Below are 23404 nucleotides of genomic sequence, written 5' to 3'. Positions count from 1 at the left end.
TCATAAAATGGTGAATGTTAACAAACAGCAAAAATCGCTACATCAGCTAGCTCTCACAATTTCCAAACAGTTTCTTAAGGTTCAATTCTCTGTCCCCTTGGGGCGTTAGAAATAGCAAAGACGGCCGTCTAGAAAGGAAAAAACGGCGTAACACCTCGCTGCATGCAGCGAGGTAGTTGTTTTTGGTTCGCCGCAATTTTATTTGTTCTATTTTATCCAGTTAAATTTGATCCTAAAATTCGAGATCACCCTGGCGATATAGTATCTTTATCTTACTGCCGAGCAAAATAATCTTGGTATATTCAGCGGGTACTACTTGTATTTAAACCAAGGCTTCACCAGTTAATCTTTCTAAGATGCGTAGTGGAGAACGTGACGGATCACTCATCGCATCTGCCGGTAGGTAGAATGTTTGATCGAGACTGTGCTGTCCCCCCATAGCGCCATGCAGTACCAAATCGGTGAGTACAATCCAGCTTGATCCAGCCGGAAACTCCATGATCTTACGCGGCGCCGTGCGCTGATACTCCTTGTCACGGATACCAAGAGAGCGCAGCGTAGCGATGTACTGATCGTATTTGGTCTTTGTTCCGTCAATAATGCCGAGGCGAGCCAGGATGGAGGAAATCCAGCTCGGCTTGCTGAGGCGCACGGAAGGCAGAAAACGACGCACGAAGGGTTCGAACGGTTCACCGAGCTGCCAGATGCGCGGTCGATTGACAGGGTTGATGTTGGTGAAGATGCGCAGCATGCTGCGCCCCTGAGTGGGGTATCCGTAGCTTGAATCGATGTGTAACGACTGGGTACTATTGCGAGGAATAGGCCGATAGGTGGTTCGTTTACGATCCAGCGCTTGCTGGTAGCTGGGAAATAATTGGGCAATCACATTCTCACCCCACTTGCTATAGCGTGACATGATCGCTTCAAGGTCAGGGCGCGCCGTGTCTCTGATTTGAGCCCGCATCATTTTTCCGTTCACGTGTACGAAATGATACTTCTTGATGCGGCCATGCGCTGGATCGAAAATGATCGTTGGTCGGCCGTCCTCAACGTCGGGCACTCGTGTCAGAATATTCGATGTGTCCGAGATTAATTCTCGCTCTTGCCCAGATAACTCGAATCCGCTTTTGGGCAGGTAGATGACTCCACCCCCTTCCAACATCTCAATGGCTTTGAGCCGTACCTCCGGCGCCGATAGATCGATTCCAGGCTCAATCGTCAGCATCTTCACCGTTTCAGCTTCTTCGGATACGGAAACACCCCCTATACCTACCATGACATCTCCTTGATTTATCTAGAAGTATAAATAGCTTGCAAGCAAAATAATGACACTACATTACCACCTTTTTGTCTAGATAGAAATTGTTTGATCTTACTTCTAATTTAGTTAAATGTTGCTTCTAATTCTATTGAACTGAGTATCTGTAATCCATTAAATAGACACTTTTTTATCGAAGATACTACTTTCTGATGGTGCCAGCTTTTTGTCCCTTGAAAGAATTAAAAAAAACAAACCAACTGCTTTGGAACATGTGTGCTAGAGACTGAATTTTGTAAATCGGGAAGCGTGCAGAATGATCCCGGCTGATCTGCGTACTAACTATGCTATCGTCACAATAGCTGAAATAGAAAAATGATTGATGGCATTTGATGAAAAATGAGATAAGGATTATTCTTCCACGTCCAGCTTTGTCAGAGTTGAATTTAACTTTACCATTTCATATTGATGGGTATTTTCTAAAAAATTTGAATGAAAGCTCTATTCTTTCTTCGTCATTACAATGATATCGATCATATTACTCCGGTCATTTCCAAATGGATCGAATCCAATCATGTTTGTGACATTATTCTGATAGGTAATCCGAAGTTCCGGAATGATTACCGTATTCAATATCTAAGCAAGCTGGAAGGTGTGCGCGTCGCGCATATCCGCGATCTGTTGCCAGCGTTTGAATATGTCGCTTGGCGACTGCAAACGCTGTTATTGAGTCACGGTTTGCGACGATCGCTCATGGGGCCGCTAGTTGCTACCTTGCGCTGGGTTTTTGATGCTGGGAAACGGAAATTCATTTGGAGAAATACTGCTCATCGCCTACTAATGCATAGTTTTGTAAGTCTGGACAAAGGTGTAGTGGTATTTGACTGGATTACAAGAAATTCGCCTGTATGCCTGGAGTGGGTCGAAACAGTGGTATCCATGGCGCACAACATGGGTTTAGGGGCAGTATCGCTCCCTCACGGAGATAGTCCACATGCTAATCAGCTGATACGGCATGGAGAATGGCGCCTTCAGCCGGATACGCTGTATTCCGCTGGTCGAATATTTGACAAGCTGGTCGTGCCGAATGAATTATGTGCCAAACGCTTTCACCCGTTTATGACTAATCAATCATTAGCAGTGCTGGGCTCACCGCGTTATTGCGATGAATGGCTCGCTAAATTGAAAGAATTGTTACCTCCTGCACCACTGGTAAGCTCCAGCAATCAGCTCAAAATAGCGATGTTTCTGAGAAAGGATGATTTCACCATATTCTGGGAGGAAATCGGCGAAGTTATTCGAATGATTGCTACTTTCCCAGGAACTGTATTGGTGATCAAGCCTCATACCCGTGGCGGCTGGAAACAATCTTTGACCAAGGATACTTCCCTGCACCGCTTGCCAAATGTAAGCATCGCTGGAGACAACATTCACTCGATTCATTTGATGAACTGGGCGGATGTTATTATCGATCTTGCCACTTCGGTAGTGTTTGAAGCGATCAAGGCAAAGAAACCGGTGCTGGCAGCCGATTACTTGCATGCTGGCCGCTCTGCAGTCGCTGAATTTATGCCAGAAACAGAGCTGTGCTGTCGTGATGACGTCTATCAAAAAATAGATGAATTTCTTTCAAATGGTTGCAACTCCTTCTATATCGAGAAGCATCGGCGGCGTTTTATCAAGGAAATGCTTGATGGTCCTGATGCAGAGGTATTGCCGCGGTATGTAAGTTTGTTGGAGACGCAAGCACAAATGAGTTCGGTAGGGAAAGATAAAGATTGATAATAATTTGAAGTGATCTCGATCAGATCTTAGAATTTAACTAAATTGGAAGAACTAGCGATCCCGGGCATGGTCTTTCAGAGTGAGTGAATAGCCCGAGCACAAAAATGGAGGGGGTATGCATAGTCTGGTTTCTTGCAATTTGATTAAGTTATCATGAGTAAACCGACGGAATCTTCCGGCAAATCAATTGATGTCGTGATTCCTGTTTACAATGCACCTGATTTGACGCGGCGCTGCGTCGATTCTGTTGTGGTCTATCTTAGCAATTCCATCAGGCGTATTTTTATTCAGGATGATGCTTCCGCCAGTGAGACACGGCAGATGCTAGATAACCTGCCGTACGATTGTGTTGAGATTTATCATGCAAAAAGGAATCAGGGCTTCGGTCTATCAGTGAATGAAGCAGTTAATCGGTCTGATGCTTTTTATGTATTGATTCTTAATTCAGATACTGAAATAAGTCATGATTTCCTGCCGCTGCTATGTGCGACATTAGCTGCTGATGTAAAGTTAGCAGCCATCATTCCCTCTGGTAACAGTTATGCCAAATATAACCTTGATCGCTATTTGCTGCGAGAAGGCGGCTATATATCGACTTATTACCTTCGAGGGCATGCCATTCTGATTCGTCGTGATATTTTTCAGGAAGTGGGTGGTTTCGACCCTGTGTTTGGGCGAGGTTATTATGAAGACATTGATCTTGGCCGTCGGCTTGATCTTCACGGTTGGCGCTTTGGGGTGCATCCCGGCACTCGGATTTACCACAAAGCGGCCGGCTCGTTTGGCCGTGGACGAGCTTTACAGAAATTAATAAAGCGTAATCGCACTATATACCTTTCACGCTATCCCAAAGCGCGACAGAATATCCTTCTTTTTTCAGGCGATTGTTCACTAGCAGACTTTCCTCCGTCGGTCCTCGATGCAATTGAGAATGTATTCCATGAAGGGGGCTATGTACATTGGATTACACCGGTTATATCTCCTGCATTGCTATGCTTGCAGATGTATAGTCAACCCCTATGCTTAAGCGCGGTGATCAGTGTTGTTCTTCGTGGTTGGCGACGGGCAGACAGGCGTATCTCAGGAATTTGGATGATGCCTGGCATTCCACTGTTGTTACGCACCTCATTGATACTTTGGGGCCGTGCGTTTGGGTTGGAAATAAAAGAGTTATCGCTTAAAGAAAAGATGATACAAGACTGTTCAGCCAGATTACTTTCCAAGTAATTAGAGAATGTTTTGAAATAATTCGATTATTTGTCATATAGCTGCGGCTATGCTCTCAACCATTTTATGTAGTGAATGTACCAAAGCGACTTATCAGACGAAGAATGGGGGCTAGTCACTCACCATTTTGAGCATAAAGTCCTCGTGGGAAAAAAACCGATTTACAGCAAATGTGCTATCGTCAATGCGGCTCTCTATATCAGCAAAGCGGTGCCCAATGGCGCATGCTGCCCAAGGATTATCTACCGTGGAAAACCGTTTACGACCATTATTAGCGCTGGAACCAGCGAGGGTATGGGAAGCTACACTGGACAAGATTAATGAAATCCATCGAAAAAAAACGGTAAAGAGTCAACCCCTTCATTTGGGAGCATAGATTCACAAAGTATTAAGGCCGCGTCATACAGTGACTTTTGTGGTTTTGACGGAGGGCAAGAAAACCAAGGGTAGGAAACACCATATTGTGGTTGATACGTTAGATCATCTGATCTAGGCCGTCGCTCATGTTGCAAATACTCATTCCACCAAGGCAGCTCATTCTGTGCTGCGGACGGCAATGGAAAAATCTCCACGCATTAACACCTTCTCTAGTGACGCAGGCTATCGGGGCACTGCTGTCGATTTTGTCGAGCAGGTGCTTAGCTTGGAAATGCATATCTCTGAGCACATCCAAGACTGCGAAATTTCAGGCGATTGTCCAAGGATTATGAGATTCGAACCCGTAGCGCTGAGAACATGGTGCGTATCGCAATGCTAAGGTTGACTGTGGCTAAATGTGTATGATTTTTCAAGATGGCTCTTAATTATCAGGCTCTCTCAAATTCTTTCAACCGTGGTATTGTGATCCTTATGTCGAACTCACATTACCTATACTGTCGCTTGACAATGATTTATCCCTGGAGCATCATCAAGTAAAAATGAGCATCGGGTTCTTTGAATTAAAGCAATTTGACTAGTGTAGCAATGCAATGTTGATTTATTCATTAATACCTGCGCGGGGAGGATCAAAGAGCGTACCCAATAAAAATATTCGGCTTCTGCGAGGAAAACCACTTATTGCCCATTCGATTGAAATTTCCCTCAAGTGTCCTTCTATTCAGCGAACTTTCGTTAGTACCGATTCGGAGCAGATTGCTGAAGTTGCTAAAAGTGCTGGTGCTGAGGTGCCGTTCTTAAGACCGAGTGAACTAGCTCAAGATGATACGCGTGATCTGCCTGTATTTAAGCATTTTCTCGAATGGTTGGAGCAAAACCGAGTTCCCCTTCCGGATGCCATTTTTCAATTTCGACCCACTTCTCCTTCTCGGAGTATTTCAAAAATAGAAGAAGCTGTTGAGCTGTTAAAAAAGCATCCTGAGGCTGACTCAGTACGAGGAGTCATTGCGCCAGAGCAAAATCCATATAAAATGTGGACTATCTCTGCAAATGGTTTTATGCATCCACTTTTGAGCATTCCTGGCGTTCCCGAGCCTTTCAACGAACCTAGGCAAAGTTTGCCCAAAGTCTATTGGCAAATTGGCTATTTGGACTTAATTCGCACCCAAACCATCATTAATAAAAATTCTCTCACTGGAACATGTGTTTTACCTCTTAAAATCGACAATGAAGATTCCATCGATATTGACAATGAGTTTTCATTCCGACTGGCCGAGTTCTTGCTGGAAAATCGAGGGGGCGATTGTTGAAAGCTTTGGTAGTGGGTCTTGGATCCATTGGAGTCAGGCATCTCAATAATCTATACTCCCTAGGAGTTCGCGAACTTGGAGCAGTACGAACCAGAAATCTTCCTCCACCTAGAGAAATTATTCCAAAAGACGTTACCTTTTTCCAGGATCTTGATTTCGCACTCAGTCAAAAGTTCAACCTTGTGATCGTAGCCAATCCTACTTCCTTTCATCTGGAAACACTCGTCAAAGCTCTCAAAGCAGGTTCCAACGTCTATGTCGAAAAACCCCTCGCTCATGAAAGACAATACTTGACTGAATTGACACCATATTTAATTTCTACCGAGCCAAAGGTTTTAGTGGGTTGTCAACTTCGTATGCATCCTGGACTGCAGAAAATTGAAGAATGGATTAACGAGAGTAAGCTCGGAAAAATTTATTCAGTACAGGTGGATCTAGGAGAATACCTACCAGATTGGCATCCCTGGGAAGATTATCGGCAGAGCTACGCAGCCCGTGCGGATCAAGGTGGAGGCGTCATTCTGACGCTAATTCATGAACTGGATTATTTGCATTGGCTTTTTGGAAAACCAAAGAATGTCTATGCAATAGGAGGACATCGGACTTCTTTAGAAGTCACGGTGGAAGATACAGCCCTCATTACTTTGGAAACCGAGCGAGGAATTTGCATTCAGCTCCGAATGGATTATTGGCGGAAACCGCCCACCCGTCATATGAACATCGTTGCTGAAAAAGGCATCGTAGACTGGGATTACCATACTCGTCTAACTACTCTAAAACAAAATGGAAAAATCTTGGATCAAATCGAGCTACCCCCAACTTGGGACCGTAATGAGCTATTTTTATCTATGATGCGGGAATTTCTAGAGGGACTTTCAAAGGGATCAACTCCTCGGGTTACCTTACAGGACGGTATTGATGTTCTGCAGACAGCTTTAACTGCTAAAGAATCTATCCAAATCCATCGGAAGGATTTTCTATGAATCAAGCCTACAAAGGTACACCTTTCGATCTTACCGACCGCGTGGTGCTCATTAGTGGGGCTACAGGTCTTCTTGGAAAGGAGTTTGCACTTGCAGCCGCATCAGCTGGTGCGCATCTAGTACTGGGAGATCTAAAGAGAGATAGTCTTGAATCTTTAAAAAGTGAAATTGATTCTATTTATCCTTCTATAAGAACCTGTATTCAGGTTTTGGATGTGACTAATGCGAATTCATGTCAATCCATAGCTGACTTATGTGAGAGCCAGTTTCATAGGATTGATGCTGTTATTCATAGCGCTGCCATTGATCCAAAATTTGAACAGGGCTCCGATACCACACTTTTTTCAAAATTTACCGAATTTCCAAAAGAACTTTGGCAATCGTCTCTCGATGTCAATTTAACCGGTGCTTTTTTATTCGCTCAAGCCACATGCAAAGTGATGGAAAAATCAGGAAAAGGATCCATTATTTTTCTGGGATCTAATTACGGACTCGTAGGACCCGATCAACGCATTTATAAAAAAGCCGATCAGGCACACCAGACCTATAAACCAGCAGTTTATTCTGTTTGCAAAGCGGGCCTGTTAGGACTAACAAAATTTTTGGCTGCTTATTATATGAATACGTCAATTCGGGTAAACATGCTCACACCCAGTGGAATTTGGAATCAACATGATCATGAATTTACTACTAATTATTCATCCAGAACTATTCTTGGTCGCATGTCAGAAAAAAATGAATATCGAGGAGCTGTCATTTTTCTGGCCTCGGATGCTTCCAGTTACATGACCGGTGCAAACTTGATTATTGACGGAGGATGGACAGCATTATGAGCAACCCCAACATAAATGCCTGATTATGGCTAGGAACTAATGAGAGCCATTTTGAAGTCTCATAAATAGTACCAACCAGAAAATCATTCACTTCGATAAGAAACAGCAGCTTGCATTTTATTTCAGAGATGAAGATTTCTGAGAAATTGAGCCAAAGTGATGCTACATTATTAATTCATTTTTGCGCATTTTCAAGCCGTTGAAAATGAGGAAAGCGCGCTCCATCAGCTTCTTGGTAGTCGAGCCTGAGAAAGTACTGTGCAGCGTATCTATCTCAGCCAGAAGAATCGTATCAGCTAGATTAAAGCAGCAGCGAAATCCATTTCTGGGGGATTGTACTTTTTGATTATCCGACCAGATTTACCATACTGCCTAACTAATCGGGTTATCTGCTGCCGTGACAAATCCGTCATGCGTTTGAGATAGCGCAATATTAGGTCTTTGTCGACCGAGATAATCTGGCAGAGTCAAATCGCCTCAGTACCCTCTCGATGAATCCATATTGTTCCCCCTTGGGGGATTATGAATGCAATATTGTGCGCCCCTTCCAGAAACACCTTAACCCGTCCCACCGTTTGTAGCTTTGCTTCATCTATTTCGATCGCCATGCCTCGCATTTACCTTGCTCTGACTCATGTCATATTGGAAGAGACTTCTTTCTATATAGAGAGTCCTTTCTATATAGAGAGTCATCGGCAGCGTTTTATCAAGGAAATGCTCGATGGTCCCGATGCAGATGTATTGCCGCATTATGTAAGTTTGTTGGAGACGCAAGGACAAATGAGTTTGGTAGGGAAAGATAAAGACTAATAATAATTTGAAGTGATCTCGATCTGATCTTAGAATTAGCCAAATTGGAAGAACTAGCGATCCAGGGCGCTGTCTTTCAGAGTGAGTGGATAGCCCGAATACAAAAATGGAGGCGGTATGCATAGTCTAGTTTCTTGCAATTTGATTAAGTTATCATGAGTAGATCGACGGAATCTTCCGGCAAATCAATCGATGTCGTGATTCCGGTCTACAATGCACCTGATCTGACGCGGCGCTGTGTTGATTCTGTCGTAGCCTGTCTTGGCAATTCCATCAGGCGAATTCTTATTCAGGATGATGCTTCCGCCAGTGAGACGCGTGAAATGCTGGATAGCCTGCCATATGATTGCGTTGAGATTTATCATGCAAAAAAGAATCAGGGCTTCGGTCTATCAGTGAATGAAGCAGTTAATCGATCTGACGCTTTCTATGTATTGATTCTTAATTCAGATACTGAAATAAGCCATGATTTCCTGCCGCTGCTATGTGCAACGCTAGCGGCTGATGCAAAGTTAGCCGTCATCATTCCTGCCGGCAACAGTTATGCCAAATATAATCTTGATCGCTATTTGCTGCGAGAGGGTGGTTACATCCAGACTTATTATCTACGAGGGCATGCCATTCTGATTCGTCGTGATATTTTTCAGGAAGTAGGTGGTTTTGATCCTGTGTTTGGGCGAGGTTATTATGAAGACATTGATCTTGGGCGTCGGCTTGATCTTCACGGTTGGCGCTTTGGGGTGCATCCTGGTACTCGTATTTACCACAAGGCGGCCGGCTCGTTTGGCCGTGGGCGAGCTTTACAGAAACTAATAAAGCGTAATCGCACTCTATACCTTTCACGCTATCCCAAAGCGCGACAGAATATTCTTCTTTTTTCGGGCGATTGTTCTCTAGCAGACTTTCCTCCGTCGGTTCTCGATGCAATAGAGAATGTATTCCATGAAGGAGGCTATGTGCATTGGCTCACACCGGCCATGTCCCCCACATTGCTGTGCTTGCAGATGTATAGTCAACCACTTTGCTTAAGTGCGGTGATCAGTGTTGTTCTTCGTGGTTGGCGACGGGCAGACAGGCGTATCTCAGGAATTTGGATGATGCCTGGCATTCCACTGTTGTTACGTACCTCACTGACACTTTGGGGCCGTGCGTTTGGGCTGGAAATAAAAGAGCTATCGTTTAAAGAAAAGACGATACAAGACTGTTCAGCCAGATTACTTTCCAAGTAACTTGTCCATATTATGAACCGAAAGAAAAGGTAGATAAGTGTTTCATTTATCAGTATTTCTTGTCAATTCTTGATGCCTCTAATATCACTTTATTATAGCTAATCCATATTTATGCTATTAAACGAATAAATGGAAATAAAAAATTGTTAATTTCCGTAAACAACTTTATTTTTAATATAAAGTTTATTTCTACGTATTTATACGTATTCATTTACTAATTATTTTAAGATAATTTGTAATTCAATTATAGAAAGAGCAAAGAAAAAGCTGTGTCCTCTTAAATGAAGGACAAGGTAAGAAAGTAAATACACTTCATTATGCAATATTATACAGTTCTATCATTGGCGCATTTCATGCTGCGCTTTGTAGAGTGTCAGCTAGTCAGCATTTTGAGGTTATTACGAAAAATTCTCACAAGATTCTCACTATTCAGAGATTACACTTTCTTAATCAAACAGATTGGCATAGAGATAAAGAGCATTTTGCGTATCTAAGCTATTATATTTATAAGATAACTAATTGATTTTAATAGATTAACAAATGTTAATTATTTTTATGGCATTGAAGAAAAAATTCTATCTATGAGATAAATATATAAAATAACCATTATGCATAATTTGTGATTCAAAACGATAAAATTACAGGGGGAAGTTTTGCCTTCTGTATCCGAGACAAGGAATGTAGCAAGCTAACTTAACTCATCATGCATCTGCCAGATGCGATATGGAGAAATTACTGTAATGGAAAAAATTGATTTAGGCATAGATATAATCACGCGTGATTTGAGTGCTGCATTCTTAATTTTGTCCAAGTTATCGGATGATGGTACAACGGCGACTTTAATCCATCGATATTTTCAGCGTGAACTTTGGACCGAAATTAGTATGGCTGATCGCCTGATAATGCTTGCGGCGCTTCCATTGGTGCCGTTTGCGATTATCTTGCTTACTACAGTTTTCACTGCGCTTAATGGATTTTCCATCAAAAAGCGAACAGGTAAGGGCATCGCTAGACAAATCTACGAGCAAATCACGCTCGCTAGCCGATATGCAATCCTCTCACCCTGGTACTATATTTTTGAACTGCACGATGACGATAAAAGAGAACGCGCTGGTGAATATCTTAATCGCTTTGAAATGAAAGGTGGTTTATACAAGTTATTACGGAAATACAATGGAGGACTTTCCGTTCCTGCCGACCGCAGTACTGCGTGCATCAAAGATAAATCGTGCCTCAAGGCTCGCTGCAGTGATCATGGCATTGCAACAACACCTATTCTTTGGATTTTTGAGAAAGGGCAAATCAGAAAGATTGATTGGCAGGATGAAAAATTGCCCGAAATTGATCTTTTCGTGAAGCCACTAGCTGGACAGGGCGGAGGAGGTACCTCGCGTTGGGATTATGTGGGTTCAGGGCAATTTCGATATAACGATGGAAAGATTGTGACAGGAGACCAATTAATTGAGCACTTGCGACAAGCCTCAGAGCGTAAGACTTATCTTGTGCAGCCACGGCTCATAAATCATCGGGAAATCACTGATCTTGCCAATGGCACGCTGGCCACTATCCGTGTTATGAGCTGTCGTAATGAGTCAGACGACTATGAAGTAACCGATGCTGTTTTTCGTATGGCGCGTAGCGCCGCTTCGGTCGTCGACAATTACCACGCCGGAGGCATCGCGGCGAATGTCGATATTCAGACGGGTGAGCTAGGAAGGGGTACACGGGGCGCCTGGGGAATAGTTGCAGACGGTTGGTATGAGCGGCATCCTGAAACAAATGTACCCATCTTGCACCGTAAGCTCCCGTATTGGCCTGAATTGATCGATTTTGTACAGCATGCACATAGCCGTCTTTTCTCGGATCAGGTGGTAATCGGCTGGGATATTGCTATACTTGACACTGGCCCTTGTTTGATCGAGGCTAATAAGGCACCTGATTTAGATATCATCCAGCGTACAAGGAGTGGACCTGTTGGTAATGGGCGACTTGGCGAACTTTTGGCATTTAATTTGAGGCGAACAGTTGTAGCTAAGCATGCTCTCTTGGAGACGCATTCATTATGAAAGTGAAACCAGCTCATGAGATCTATCATGAGATCTATTTTGGTGGACCTGACCGATCTTCAGGTTATCTACGCGATGTATTAGCACATCATATTGCTGCTGTTCCAGCAGGTGGCTCTATCGATTGGGTTACTTATTATTTCCGTGATCTAGAGTTAGCTAGAGCCCTCATTCAGGCTCACAACCGAGGGGTTAAGGTGACTGTCTGTTTGTCAGGTAAACCACGTGTTTCTGATGCCAATGATGATGTGATCACCATGCTTTCAGCGCCAGGAGGTCTAGGTGACAGGCTTCGCACTATAGCGCTTCCAGGAATACCCTCTCCACGAAGAAGGGCATGGAGACCTCAAATACATGAAAAGCTGTATTGCTTCTCGCATCCGAAGCCCGTTGCCTACATCGGTTCTTTTAATCCATCAGGAAACCGAGTAGAAGAGAGACCGGATCTCATTCGAGAGATTGGCGACCAGGATCGGGGTCATAATATGTTGATTGGATTCCATGATCCACTGCTCATTGAGCAACTGGTAAAACATGCCAGGCAGTTGCATCAAAAACCACCTGGACTATTTTATCGATTTTCTGCTAATGCAAATCAGTCTATCAAAGGTATTGACACCACGATTCATTTTTTACCTAGCGTGCGCATCCATCCGGTCATACAATTCTTGAGTCAAGTGGGTAAAGGTGCACGCGTTCGTATTGCAGCGTCACATATCAGAACAAATCGGGCTGTTGATGTGATGATAGAGCTTGCTAAGCGGGGAGCGATGGTGGAAATCATTGCAGAGCAAACGCTTAGGCGAGTTACTTCGTGCGTAGAACAACGTTTAATTTCAGCCGGCATTCGATTCAAACGAAATTGTGATAGTTTACCCATGCACCTTAAGTTTATATTAATTGAATACGGTGGCCAGAACTGGTCTATTTTTGGTAGTTTTAATTGGACGAAACCTTCATTCTGGTTGAATCATGAAATTATTGCCATTTCAAATAATTTTCATATTTTTGACGCTTTTTCCGATCGATGGAGAGTGCTGGCAAATGAAAAAGCCATAACACCTATGACACACGATCGATTTGGATTAATTCCCGTTTAATGGTTAAATCCAGGTGCTACATCATATGAAAAATCAAGCCTCAACACTTATCATTCCTGTCGAAAATCAAGTCCGTGAACTGGATGCGAAGATTCTTTTATCGTGCATTGCAGCCGAGCGTGGTTTTCCGGTCATCATGGGTTCTAGAGCTTTCACTCATTTCCACGTGGCTTCGGTTCCACGGGGGATTTATTTAGCAAAAAGTATGCGTAGCTTAAGTAACTTAATGTTTAAAATACTACGCCAGCTAGGTCATGAGATTGTTGCATGGGAAGAAGAGGCTTTGGTCCATCCACCTTCAGACACGTACTTTTCTCTCCGCTTATCTCCTGAGACAATCAAAAATGTGTCGCATGTATTTGCCTGGGGTCAGGAAAATGTTGATCTACTTCATCAGTATCCTGCATTGCCCGAGAATATGCCTATCCATGTTACTGGAAATCCGCGCGGTGATATGCTGCGATCAGAAATTCGTCCGTACTTTGATACCGAGGTTGAAAGGCTGAGGAGTCTTTATGGGGATTTCATTCTTATTAATACCAATTTTACTGAAGTAAATCCATATATCCCTAACGTGGGTTTATTTTTGCCATCCAAAGATAACTCACCATCAGCACGTCTTGGTCAGGCTGGTATTGGTATGAGCAAAGAATTTGCTGAAGGCCTGCGAGATCATAAACAAGCTATCCTGGAAGACTTCAAGCAACTTATTCCAATGCTTGAGCAGGCATTTCCTGAGTTTACTATTATTGTCCGGCCTCATCCGAGTGAAAGCTATCAGATTTACCATCAAATTGCTGCCAAATGCCCGCGAGTAGTCATAACGAATCAAGGTAATGTCATTCCCTGGTTACTCGCTGCAAAGGCGATGATACACAATGGCTGCACAACCGGTTTGGAGGCCTATGTTCTTGGGGTTCCTGCCATATCTTATCTGGCAACGCTTAACAAATATTATGACTATGATTTTCAAGGTTTGCCTACTAAACTTAGTTATCAATGTTTCGATTTTCAGGAGCTGGCAGAAACTTTGTCTCGGATTGTTACGGGAGAATTGGGGGTAGCGGAGAGCCAGGATCGTCAAGATCTTATGGATTACTACTTGGCGGCACGAGACGGACCATTAGCTTGCGAGCGGATTGTTGATATACTGGAAGCGAGTGGTTACGGTAAAAAACAGCCACCAGCCAAACCACTTGGTACCTATCTTCAAGGATGGCTATTTACTAAACTAAAAGCTAGTTTGACGAGTCTCTATATGCGTCGCCCAGGTCCCAATCGGCTGGCATATCACAATCACCGTTTTCCTGAAATTTCAGTAGAAGAAATTGAGCAAAAAATTACACGTTTTGGTGAGCTATTAAAGCGTTTTGACAAGATTAAAGTTGAGCCATATGCTAAGCATGTGTTCAGGATCAGTGCTTAGAGGGGTAGTCCTGATAAGCTTCTGCGCAAATCGGATTGCTGTGTTAGTTATCACTCGAAAATTCACCTGCCTGATATATGGTTTTTTCAAAACTCAACACGGCAAGCTCGTTTTTTGTGCATTCTCTTCCTTGCACTTCATTTGTCTCATCAACTTATTCAGGGTTTCTCCAGAATTTTTGCTTTACTGGTTTGGTAACATAAAAACTTAAAACTGCATTGAGATTGAAAGTATATTTCCCTGTAGGGTTTGATTATTCACTTATTTATATCTATATATGATACCCCCAAAAATTGTCGCTGAAATAGGATGTAACCATAAAGGTGATATTGAGATTGCTCATGAAATGATAAAAGTTGCTGCAAGCTTTGCTAAATGCGATTTCGTCAAATTCCAGAAACGATCGAATAAGGAATTGCTCACGCCCGAAGAATACAATGCGCCCCACCCCTATCCACAAAATAGTTACGGAGAAACCTATGGTGCGCATCGCGAATTCCTTGAATTTAATATCCAGCAACATCAACAGCTAAAGCAGTGGTGCGAGGCGTATGGTGTCGGGTACTCGACTTCAGTCTGGGATCTTACTTCTGCAAAGGAAATTGCAGATCTCAATCCAGAATTTATCAAGATACCATCTGCGTGCAATCTCAATTTCACAATGCTGGAATTTCTTGCTCGCAATTATAGCGGTGATATCCATATTTCCACAGGTATGACCACACCTTCTGAACTAGAACAGATTGTGGGTTTGATGGAAGTACATGATGCTTCCCAACGAGTCGTCTTGTATGCTTGTACCTCAGGCTATCCTGTTCCTTTTGAACAAATCTGCTTGCTGGAATTACGAGCGATAGAGGAGCGTTATGGTTCGCGTGTTAAGGAAATTGGATTTTCAGGTCATCATCTCGGAATAGCTATTGATTCTGCGGCTGTCGTATTAGGTGCCTCTTGGATTGAACGGCACTTTACTCTGGACCGGACTTGGAAGGGAACCGATCATGCTGCTTCCTTGGAACCGGATGGATTACGCAAGCTAGTTCGGGATACTCATAATGTATCCAAGGCATTGACTTTTAAGGATGCACCTATCCTGGAAATTGAGTTAACGCAACGGAATAAACTCAAGCGTTTGAAAGGAGTTCATTTCAATTGATGCGTTGGGTTGCTTTTATGCCTCTACGTGCGAATTCGAAATCGATTCCTGATAAGAATATCCGCCGGATCGCAGGCCGACCTCTATTTGCTTGGAGTCTGGAACAGGCGATTGCTTCACAGTGTTTTGACGAAATCTACGTTGCCACCGATTCACCGAGAATCAGAAAGATAGTACTGGAAGAATTTCCTTCTGCTGTTACAGTGCTGGATCGCTCGGCAGAAACGTGCACAGACACAGCAAGTACAGAAAGTGTCATGCTCGAATTTCAACAGCAAATACCGTTTGATGTGGTTAGTCTGATCCAGGCTACTTCACCGCTTACTCAAGCAGATGATTTCTGTACTGCTAAGCATAAATTTGTTACTAACAATCTGGATTCTCTGCTAACCGCGGTGCCATCGAAACGTTTTTTCTGGACCCCATCAGGAACACCTATTAATTATGATCCAGCTAAACGCCCAAGACGGCAGGATTTTGAAGGGTGTCTAATGGAGAATGGTGCTTTTTACCTGACACGAGCGAAATTACTGAAAGAAACGGCTAGTCGTTTAGGGGGACGTATCGGTATTCATGAGATGGCTGCTGAAACTGCAATTGAGATTGATGATGAAGTTAACTGGTTTGTGGTGGAGCAATTCTTGCTTAGGAAAAGATTAAAATCAAACCGGATCGATACTTCACGGATTAAAGCGTTCATACTTGATGTAGACGGTACTCTGACTGATGGCGGTATGTATTATGGGCCTGGTGGTGAAGCACTAAAGAAGTTTAATACACGTGACGCTCATGGTCTGCAAATGCTGCGTGAGAATGGTATTAAGGTTTGTGTCTTTAGCTCTGAAGACAGTTCCTCTGTTGCTGCGAGAATGAAAAAACTGAATATTGATGAATACTATCCAGGGATAAAAAATAAATTTGAAGTCCTCCAGAGCAAGATTAAGTTTTGGGGTATATCTTTACAAGACATCGCTTATATGGGAGACGATCTCTGTGATTTAAGGTGCATAAGCCATGTCGGCACTCCTATTTGTCCAGCTGACGCCGTTCCAGAAATTCTGCAGCAGGCTCATTACATTTGTACCAGATCGGGTGGGCAAGGAGCCGTCCGTGAAGCATGTGATCTGATTCTTAGAATAAATCGAGAGAGTGTCATTTCGTCTTAAAATAATAATCCTGAAATCGATTATTAGGTTTATTTCACAGATTGTCTTGATATCAAGTATGAGAGCATCAGATGTATGAAAAATTAGTCAACTCATCTAGCCTAATACAAAGTTTTTATGCATGTCACAATATGTTGACAAAAGTCATATTACTTTTTTTTGGTATTGCTCTGTGGAGCAAATGGTCGAGTCTGCCTGTCGGTATCCTTTTGACTGGGTTCTGGGTTCTGGATGGTGGTTTTAGCAGGCTGAGGTGGATGATCAAAGAGCCTTTCGTAATGGCAATACTATTTTTATCCGGTGTAATTGCGCTTGGAATGCTCTGGGGCGACTATCCTGAGTTTGGGTATATAAAGTGGAGAAGATATTTTGCTTTCTTGGTCTTTATTCCTTTTTTATCTTTATTGAATAAAGATCGTTTGCCTTGGGCAATTTGCGGTTTGCTCATAGGTTATTCCGGTGTTTTACTGATGGGGTTTTATCAGTGGGCTATTGTTGGGGAGCAAGGAATCCCTCCTCTCAGTATAAGCTATTTAAGCTTCTCACTAATGCTCGGAATTGGAATCATACTGACGATCTATCTCGCAAGCATCAACAGCGATAAAAAAATAAAGTCAGCACTTTGGTTTTTTGGGGCCTTTTTGTTGTTTCTTCAATTCAATCAGGATGCACGTGGACCCCTCTTAGCAACCCTGTTGTCAACAGCTTTATTAATTCTTCTGCTCTATAAAACAAAAATCAGAATACTTATTGGCATTGCATCGTCATTAACCGCTGTGATTCTTTTATTTGCATTCAGTAGCAATAGCTTTCAGGAAAGACTTATTCAGATCCATGACAGTATTGAACTGTATCAGCAAGGAAAGTATGACACTAGTTTGGGGTACCGTCTTGCCATCTGGGATGTTGGTTTGCACGGTATCATGCAACAACCCTTGACTGGGTATGGTACAGGAAAAGCCGGAAGCTATTTCGAAGATACTATAACAACTTACAAAGATGGTCGCTATAAGGATCTACCTGAATATCATGAAACAACTAGCTATCACAATGACTGGATTGAGATTGGAATGCACGTCGGGGTACTTGGCCTTCTTGCATTGGCTTGTCTCCTAGGAGGCTGGTTTCAAACGCTGCGAGCTTACCAACTTCCTATTCTGGGAGCTACGTTGGTAAGTTTTATTTTTCTGTCAGGGCTAACAGACACATTTGTTCTGTATAGCAAAATTCCTACTTTTCTTCTTGTTATCACCGCTATTGCAATCAGTTGGCAAAAAGAAAAGGGAACAATTGAACTTGGAAACCGCCTATAGGTTAATCTACTATGATCAATTGCCCAAATACCCTTGGGTGACTCTGTAATATACCCACCGCAACGGTTTATCCTCACGCATGATTAAGCGGCTCTGTATCGGGCCAGGTTGATCAAGCATATAAGTAATATCGTTACCCCAGCGGCCACGCTCAAGATGTATTTTCTCTATACCAACTAATATGATCGGCCGAGTGGTTGGCGGCTCTGAGGGATACCAGAATTGATACATAGCGCCGCTATCACCAAACATGTTACGTGAGCGTATATCCATGGGTTCTTTTCGATTGTAGAAGAACAACGAACTCGCAATCGGCCATTTGCTCATGCCTACGACAAGCGGTTTTTGTCCAGTTTGTTGCTGTACGTTTTCGACGACTTTTTCAATTTCAATAGTTGTTTCACGCCAGAAATAACGTTTCATGAAGTCTGGATAGGGAATACCCGGAAATCCCAATACAACATAGTGTAGTACAAATGCATAGGCAATCATGGAAATCGCAATGGTCGGTTTCCATGCTGCCTGCAAACGGCTTGTGATACTGCTTAAATGATCGGTCTGTCCCATCATCCATGCTATTGTTGGCACTATCGCCAGCCATAGCGGCGCAGTCCAGTGAAAACGCAGTGAATCGAATATACTCAGAATAAAGAACACTGCAAATGGAGTCCCGGTGAAAACCCGCACAAACAATCGTCGTCTGCGTGCAGATTGATCATGGTGGTGGTTGCCATCTGTTATCAGCGCCCAAGCTGCAGCAAGCAATCCAGCAGGTGTTAGCAGTACTAAAATGTCAAAAAATAGAAGATGTACTGAGAATTGATCATCGCCAACTCCTCGTAATCGCCCCGATTGGAAAGAGAATGAAGCCCAGTCATGTTGGACATTCCAGATAATGACCGGGGTAAACAGTAACAAGGCAAGTATTGCAGCAAGATATGGATGAGGACGCTGCATCCAGCGACGTGCTGTTGGATCGAGGATTACAAACAATAAAGCTGTAACACCCAGTAAGCCAATTGTATATTTTGAGAGAAGACCCAGGCCGAATGTAATTCCCATACCCAGCCAGGCAGAGCTGCGACCTGCAATCAGTGCACGTTCCATGTAATAGAGTGTAGCAGCCCAGGCTGCGATCAAGGATGCATCCGCTGTCATCAGCATACCCGTTACAAAGCTAAATGGTAAGACGGCCAGCAACAGCAGCGTGCGTAACCCCGTCGATTTGTCGTACAGGTTGCATGCCAATGCATATAAATAACCCATTGTTATCAGACCGCAAACAAATGCGCTGATACGGACCCCGAATTCATTATCTCCAAAGATTGAGGTGCCAAGCCAGATCAGCCATGCAACCATGGGAGGGTGATCGAAAAAACTCAGGTCCATATGCTGAGCATACACCCAGTAGTATGCTTCATCCGGAATTAACTGGGCTTGACCTAAATAGATCAAACGCAGCAGAATGATAAACACGATGATTCCAATCGTGGTTTCACGCCAGCCTATAGCTGGAGAAGACAGCTTCTGCTGAAGCGGAAATACATAAAATGCGAATCCCAAATAACTGATCGCTGCTGTTATTGTTATAACTGGAAAAATAGCCAATGCGAATGATATATGCCAGACGTTGATGAGTAAGGCTAGCAGGCCGCCGCGCATCAGCAAGGCCAATATACTGGCTATCCAGAAGCGGCTGAATAGATCCCATCGCAAGGAGTTTGGGTGAGATGATTGAGGCAAGCATTTCGAAAGGAACGAGTAATTTACCGTAGCAGCTATGAGAAAGCTTGTGATATGCGCCAATGAAAGCCCAACCCCACTGTGCATCAGCAACAGGAAAAAACCTGCATCAACTGCCGCAGCAAGTAATCCGGCGAACCAAAATCGCCTGATTGTGTCGCTAGAGACTGCGCTGCTAGCATGCATTATTAAACGTTGTAAATAAGGCCACCTGAGAAATTTTGCTAAAGTTACCATTCAGAATTTGATTAGTTTAATGTTTCGTGGAGAGGATTTATACGCAGCTTATTTCTGTTTTTAACAGACGGGGAAGCTATTTGCCTGGATTGTGAAATCAGTGATTAAACCTTATCGAATACTCGCTTAGCAACAAATCCTAGCATACTGTTGTATGGCTTTTTCTAATTGCGAAATCACATATATGTATGATTCTTAGCAGGTAAGAACATAATATTAACTATTTTTTATATATTCCCCAAAATCGTGAGAACATATTCTCACGATTTCACGCGATTTGCTACGTTTCTTCAAGACTGACAGGTTCTGAATTCCTGAAAGAGTAAAAGATAAATTACGTTAGTCTACATTAAGTTAACCAACTAACTGGTTAGAGTTAGAATGAGAGGTTTTCTTCTCTGACTGGGTGGCGTCTTCCCGTTTGGGTGACCAAGAATAATCGGTACAATAATGGAAAATTCTTCCGGGATATTTAATTTGACCTTAATATCTGGCGTATTTAAAGCCGTCAACGCAGCACCAATCACACAGCTCCCTAATTTCATGGCACATGCTGCCAGCATCAGATTCTCGGCCGCTAGCCAGCAATCCGCTACCACAAAAGGCCCAGTTTTTTTTGAGCAAATCAGAATCAGCGTGCTCGCTTCGTAGAAAATATTGAAATCAGGTTCAGTAAAGGGACCAGGGGTATGTCCTGTTCTTTGAAGTTCTCGAACAAACAGAGGTTTAGCATAATCCGAAATATCTTTTAATAGCTGCTTATCACGAATAATGGCAAATGCCCATAGCTCCTCATGTAGTGCTGTGGGAGCATGTATGGCGGCTTCTAGCAGTATGTGTATAGCGTCCAGGCTGACTACCTGCTCAGTATAACTACGAACACAACGCCTAGCTAAAATTGCCTCAAAAACAGTCATTTCAACATGCGTTTCTTGCATAGCAGACTCCTATTGCATATCTTGTTTTGATTACCGTATCAAGAATCGCTACGAGAGGCTATCCGTATAAATACGTATATATCTTTTACTGCTTGTTGTAGAGGTGACGTTGAGCTAATGCTGGCAAAGCACAGAGTTATGTTGAGGCGTTTAATCCACTTTCATAGGCAATACGTGCAAGATCAAGCAAATTGATTGCGCCTGTTTTGTGCATGATATTAGATCTGTGAATTTCTACTGTACGAAAGCTGATACCGAGACGGAATGCGATTTCCTTATTGTGACATCCCTGAATAGCAAGCTGCATGACCTCGTGCTCACGTTTCGTGAGGCTTGCCAAGCGTGATAAGGCATCCTGATTATGTTTATTCGCTGCTATCAGTTTTTCACTTTCAAGAAAAGCTGATTGGATGGAGGCAAGGAGTTTTGCGCGGGTAATCGGTTTGGTTAGAAAATCGATTGCGCCGGCTTTCATTGCCCTGACACTCATGGGAATATCACCATGCCCAGTAAGAAAAATGATGGGCATCATGCACTTACAATATGACAGTTTTTCCTGAAGCTGCATACCATCTATTCCAGGCATGCGTATATCAAGGATAATGCAACCTTTGTAATCAGGTTGATAAGTACTCAGAAAGGTTTCTGCATTTTCAAAAGCTTGTACACTGATTCCTTCCTGTTTGAGTAGGAGAGCCAAGGAATCTCTTACTGCTGGTTCATCATCTACGATAAAAACGAAGGGATGTTGAGAAGTCATGATGCAAAAGGTAGTGTGAAGTTAAATTTGGCGCCTTCCCTGGTATCCGGGTCAAGCCAGAGCTGACCACCATTGGCCTCGATGAGGGCGCGGCTGATCGACAATCCCATGCCGATCCCTGTTGGTTTTGTTGTGAAGAAGGGATCGAAAATATACTTGGCTATTTTTTGGTCAACGCCAGGGCCACTATCAAGTATTGAGACCATGGCTAAGTTTTTTTCGTTCAAGGTTCTGACAGTGATAGTGACCGCTGAAGTTGATACATTCGCTGCGCGCATCGATTCCACAGCATTTCTCAATAAATTTACCAGGGTTTTTTGTATGTGAAGACGATTGGCAAGCACTGCGGGAAGGTTGGGTTCCAATTGTAATACTGGATGGAAATCGTTATAACCATCACTGCGGGCAATTTTTAAAGCATCCATTACAACTTCATTCAGGCTTAGTTTTTCAGTAACCACTTCTCCTTTTTGCAGAAAGGCAACTAGTTCGTGCAGCCTCTGGCCAGCATGTTGAGATTGCTTGACACAGCTTTCAAGAACACGTCTTACTTCATCAGTGTTGAAAGTGTCGCTTTCCATCGCGCGTAATGCGACCTCGCTATAAGCAGAAATTGCAGTAAGTGGTTGGTTAAGCTCATGTGCAATGGCAGAAGCCGTATGAATCGCTACTTGTTGCTTAAAAAGTACTTCTGTTTCAGCACGATGCATTTGAAGTTCTTTTTCGAGCATTTTGCGTTTGGTGATATCGCGTGCCATTCCGACAAGCCGATTTGCGCGCTTTAACTCAAAGTGAACTTGCCCAGTTATGATTATCCAACGCTCAGATCCATCGGCAGGATTAATAACACGAAATTCTGCAAGGTATTTACCATCTCCCGCAGGATCGATGGCTTTCTCGAAAGCGGTTTGGTGAATGACATAATCTTTCGGATGAATCGCGCGGAGAAATTTCTCGTGAGTCATGACTTCATCAGCTCCGCAACCCCAAAGCTCGCGCATCCGTTTATCAAGGTGCATGACGTTGTGTTCGAAGTCGAAATCAAGAACACCCAACGCTGCAGCTTGTTTGGCTAGCCACAACCGTTCTTCGCTAGCTTTCAGTGCGACTTCTGCATGACGACGTCGGTCGGTAATATTCAGTGTGATCAAAATATAAAGTCGATCGTGGGCTGTCAGAGGATTCAGACTAATATTTACCTTCAGCTCCTGTTTGTCACGGGTTAAGACGACCAGCGTCCTGTCATTACCCATGTCGCGTTTCCATGGCTTGCCGAGATAAACTTCTCGATAGTGCTGATAAAGATCTCGGTAGTGAGGCGGAATGAGTTCTTCAATTTCTAGACCACAAAGCTCATGATCTGCATAACCGAATAGTTGTTGTGCGGCTGCATTTGTCAGCACAATGTGACCAGAGTTATCGATTAACAATATGGCATCCGATACTGCATTGAGCAGCGTTTGAAAACTTAGCCCTGTAAATGAGTCCATCACAATATATTTAATGATTAGATTCGTATCCTGAAATAGGTTGCAGTCTACGACAAAAAAAATAACTTGCGTCTATCAATCAATACAGGATAAGGATATTTATACGTGTCTGCACGTATTTAATCCCTTCTTTTTTTTCGATAGATTATTATTGATAGCTAATATCACAAATATAAACTTAATGAAGTGAAAGTATAAC

Annotated in this window: 20 protein-coding genes; 14 read left to right on the top strand and 6 right to left on the bottom strand. The window is 43.1% G+C overall.

Features of this window, described 5'->3' with window-relative positions; translation table 11 throughout:
* Positions 1 to 322: 322 nt before the first annotated feature.
* Complete coding sequence (locus R2Q26_RS13390) at positions 323 to 1276, bottom strand: Kdo hydroxylase family protein (protein WP_317536744.1); 954 nt, start codon at positions 1274 to 1276, stop codon at positions 323 to 325.
* A gap of 474 nt (positions 1277 to 1750) precedes the next feature.
* Between R2Q26_RS13390 and R2Q26_RS13385 the strand changes: the two genes are divergently transcribed.
* The 6 genes from R2Q26_RS13385 (at position 1751) to R2Q26_RS13360 (ending at position 7771) form a co-directional block, all read left to right on the top strand.
* A complete protein-coding gene (locus R2Q26_RS13385; protein WP_317536743.1) occupies positions 1751 to 3040 on the top strand; it encodes a hypothetical protein in 1290 nt (429 codons plus the stop codon).
* Positions 3041 to 3196: 156 nt separating this feature from the next.
* A complete protein-coding gene (locus R2Q26_RS13380) occupies positions 3197 to 4270 on the top strand; it encodes a glycosyltransferase family 2 protein (protein ID WP_317536742.1) in 1074 nt (357 codons plus the stop codon).
* A 75-nt stretch (positions 4271 to 4345) separates the two neighbouring features.
* Positions 4346 to 4591: a hypothetical protein gene (locus R2Q26_RS13375; protein WP_317536741.1), complete on the top strand. Its 246-nt coding sequence runs from the start codon at positions 4346 to 4348 to the stop codon at positions 4589 to 4591.
* A 647-nt stretch (positions 4592 to 5238) separates the two neighbouring features.
* Positions 5239 to 5955, top strand: coding sequence for an acylneuraminate cytidylyltransferase family protein (locus tag R2Q26_RS13370; RefSeq protein WP_317536740.1), 717 nt, complete (start codon positions 5239 to 5241; stop codon positions 5953 to 5955).
* The gene (locus R2Q26_RS13365; RefSeq protein ID WP_317536739.1) at positions 5952 to 6938 is read left to right on the top strand and encodes a Gfo/Idh/MocA family oxidoreductase; all 987 of its coding nucleotides are present in this window, start codon (positions 5952 to 5954) and stop codon (positions 6936 to 6938) included. The genes R2Q26_RS13370 and R2Q26_RS13365 overlap by 4 nt, the downstream gene beginning before the upstream one ends.
* Positions 6935 to 7771 carry an SDR family oxidoreductase gene (locus R2Q26_RS13360; RefSeq protein ID WP_317536738.1) on the top strand — a complete coding sequence of 279 codons (837 nt, stop codon included), beginning with the start codon at positions 6935 to 6937 and terminating at the stop codon, positions 7769 to 7771. Before R2Q26_RS13365 ends, R2Q26_RS13360 begins: the two co-directional genes overlap by 4 nt.
* A 467-nt stretch (positions 7772 to 8238) precedes the next feature.
* On the opposite strand, the gene R2Q26_RS13355 is transcribed toward R2Q26_RS13360, so the two are convergent.
* The gene (locus tag R2Q26_RS13355) at positions 8239 to 8379 is read right to left on the bottom strand and encodes a hypothetical protein (RefSeq protein ID WP_317536737.1); all 141 of its coding nucleotides are present in this window, start codon (positions 8377 to 8379) and stop codon (positions 8239 to 8241) included.
* Between R2Q26_RS13355 and R2Q26_RS13350 the strand changes: the two genes are divergently transcribed.
* The 8 genes from R2Q26_RS13350 to R2Q26_RS13315 all read left to right on the top strand — a co-directional run bounded on the left by R2Q26_RS13350 (position 8378) and on the right by R2Q26_RS13315 (position 18037).
* Positions 8378 to 8581: a hypothetical protein gene (locus R2Q26_RS13350; RefSeq protein ID WP_317536736.1), complete on the top strand. Its 204-nt coding sequence runs from the start codon at positions 8378 to 8380 to the stop codon at positions 8579 to 8581. The two genes, R2Q26_RS13355 and R2Q26_RS13350, sit on opposite strands and share 2 nt — an antisense overlap.
* Positions 8582 to 8736: 155 nt before the next feature.
* Complete coding sequence (locus tag R2Q26_RS13345; protein WP_317536735.1) at positions 8737 to 9810, top strand: glycosyltransferase family 2 protein; 1074 nt, start codon at positions 8737 to 8739, stop codon at positions 9808 to 9810.
* A 740-nt stretch (positions 9811 to 10550) separates the two neighbouring features.
* A complete protein-coding gene (locus R2Q26_RS13340; protein ID WP_317536734.1) occupies positions 10551 to 11876 on the top strand; it encodes a sugar-transfer associated ATP-grasp domain-containing protein in 1326 nt (441 codons plus the stop codon).
* Entirely contained in the window at positions 11873 to 12976 is a 1104-nt protein-coding gene (locus R2Q26_RS13335; RefSeq protein WP_317536733.1) for a phospholipase D-like domain-containing protein, read from the top strand. The genes R2Q26_RS13340 and R2Q26_RS13335 overlap by 4 nt, the downstream gene beginning before the upstream one ends.
* A gap of 25 nt (positions 12977 to 13001) precedes the next feature.
* The gene (locus R2Q26_RS13330; protein WP_317536732.1) at positions 13002 to 14402 is read left to right on the top strand and encodes a surface carbohydrate biosynthesis protein; all 1401 of its coding nucleotides are present in this window, start codon (positions 13002 to 13004) and stop codon (positions 14400 to 14402) included.
* 277 nt (positions 14403 to 14679) lie between these two features.
* Positions 14680 to 15558 (top strand): N-acetylneuraminate synthase family protein, encoded by an 879-nt coding sequence (locus R2Q26_RS13325; protein ID WP_317536731.1) that lies wholly within the window; start codon positions 14680 to 14682, stop codon positions 15556 to 15558.
* A 17-nt stretch (positions 15559 to 15575) separates the two neighbouring features.
* Complete coding sequence (locus tag R2Q26_RS13320; protein ID WP_317536730.1) at positions 15576 to 16724, top strand: N-acylneuraminate cytidylyltransferase; 1149 nt, start codon at positions 15576 to 15578, stop codon at positions 16722 to 16724.
* Between the two features lie 131 nt (positions 16725 to 16855).
* Entirely contained in the window at positions 16856 to 18037 is a 1182-nt protein-coding gene (locus tag R2Q26_RS13315) for an O-antigen ligase family protein (protein WP_317536729.1), read from the top strand.
* A gap of 15 nt (positions 18038 to 18052) precedes the next feature.
* Here the strand turns inward: R2Q26_RS13315 and R2Q26_RS13310 are convergent, their stop codons facing one another.
* The 4 genes from R2Q26_RS13310 to R2Q26_RS13295 all read right to left on the bottom strand — a co-directional run bounded on the left by R2Q26_RS13310 (position 18053) and on the right by R2Q26_RS13295 (position 23205).
* Positions 18053 to 20017 (bottom strand): glycosyltransferase family 39 protein, encoded by a 1965-nt coding sequence (locus R2Q26_RS13310; RefSeq protein WP_317536728.1) that lies wholly within the window; start codon positions 20015 to 20017, stop codon positions 18053 to 18055.
* Positions 20018 to 20379: 362 nt separating this feature from the next.
* Positions 20380 to 20955, bottom strand: coding sequence for a nitroreductase family protein (locus R2Q26_RS13305; protein ID WP_317536727.1), 576 nt, complete (start codon positions 20953 to 20955; stop codon positions 20380 to 20382).
* A gap of 136 nt (positions 20956 to 21091) precedes the next feature.
* Positions 21092 to 21715 (bottom strand): response regulator transcription factor, encoded by a 624-nt coding sequence (locus R2Q26_RS13300; RefSeq protein WP_317536726.1) that lies wholly within the window; start codon positions 21713 to 21715, stop codon positions 21092 to 21094.
* Positions 21712 to 23205 carry a PAS domain S-box protein gene (locus R2Q26_RS13295; RefSeq protein WP_317536725.1) on the bottom strand — a complete coding sequence of 498 codons (1494 nt, stop codon included), beginning with the start codon at positions 23203 to 23205 and terminating at the stop codon, positions 21712 to 21714. Before R2Q26_RS13295 ends, R2Q26_RS13300 begins: the two co-directional genes overlap by 4 nt.
* Positions 23206 to 23404: the final 199 nt, after the last annotated feature.

Origin of the sequence: Nitrosomonas sp. Is37 (assembly GCF_033063275.1) — a bacterium.
Classification (GTDB): Bacteria; Pseudomonadota; Gammaproteobacteria; order Burkholderiales; family Nitrosomonadaceae; genus Nitrosomonas.
The sequence above is the reverse complement of the archived record's forward strand: the minus strand, read 5'-3'. Positions and strand labels throughout refer to the sequence as shown.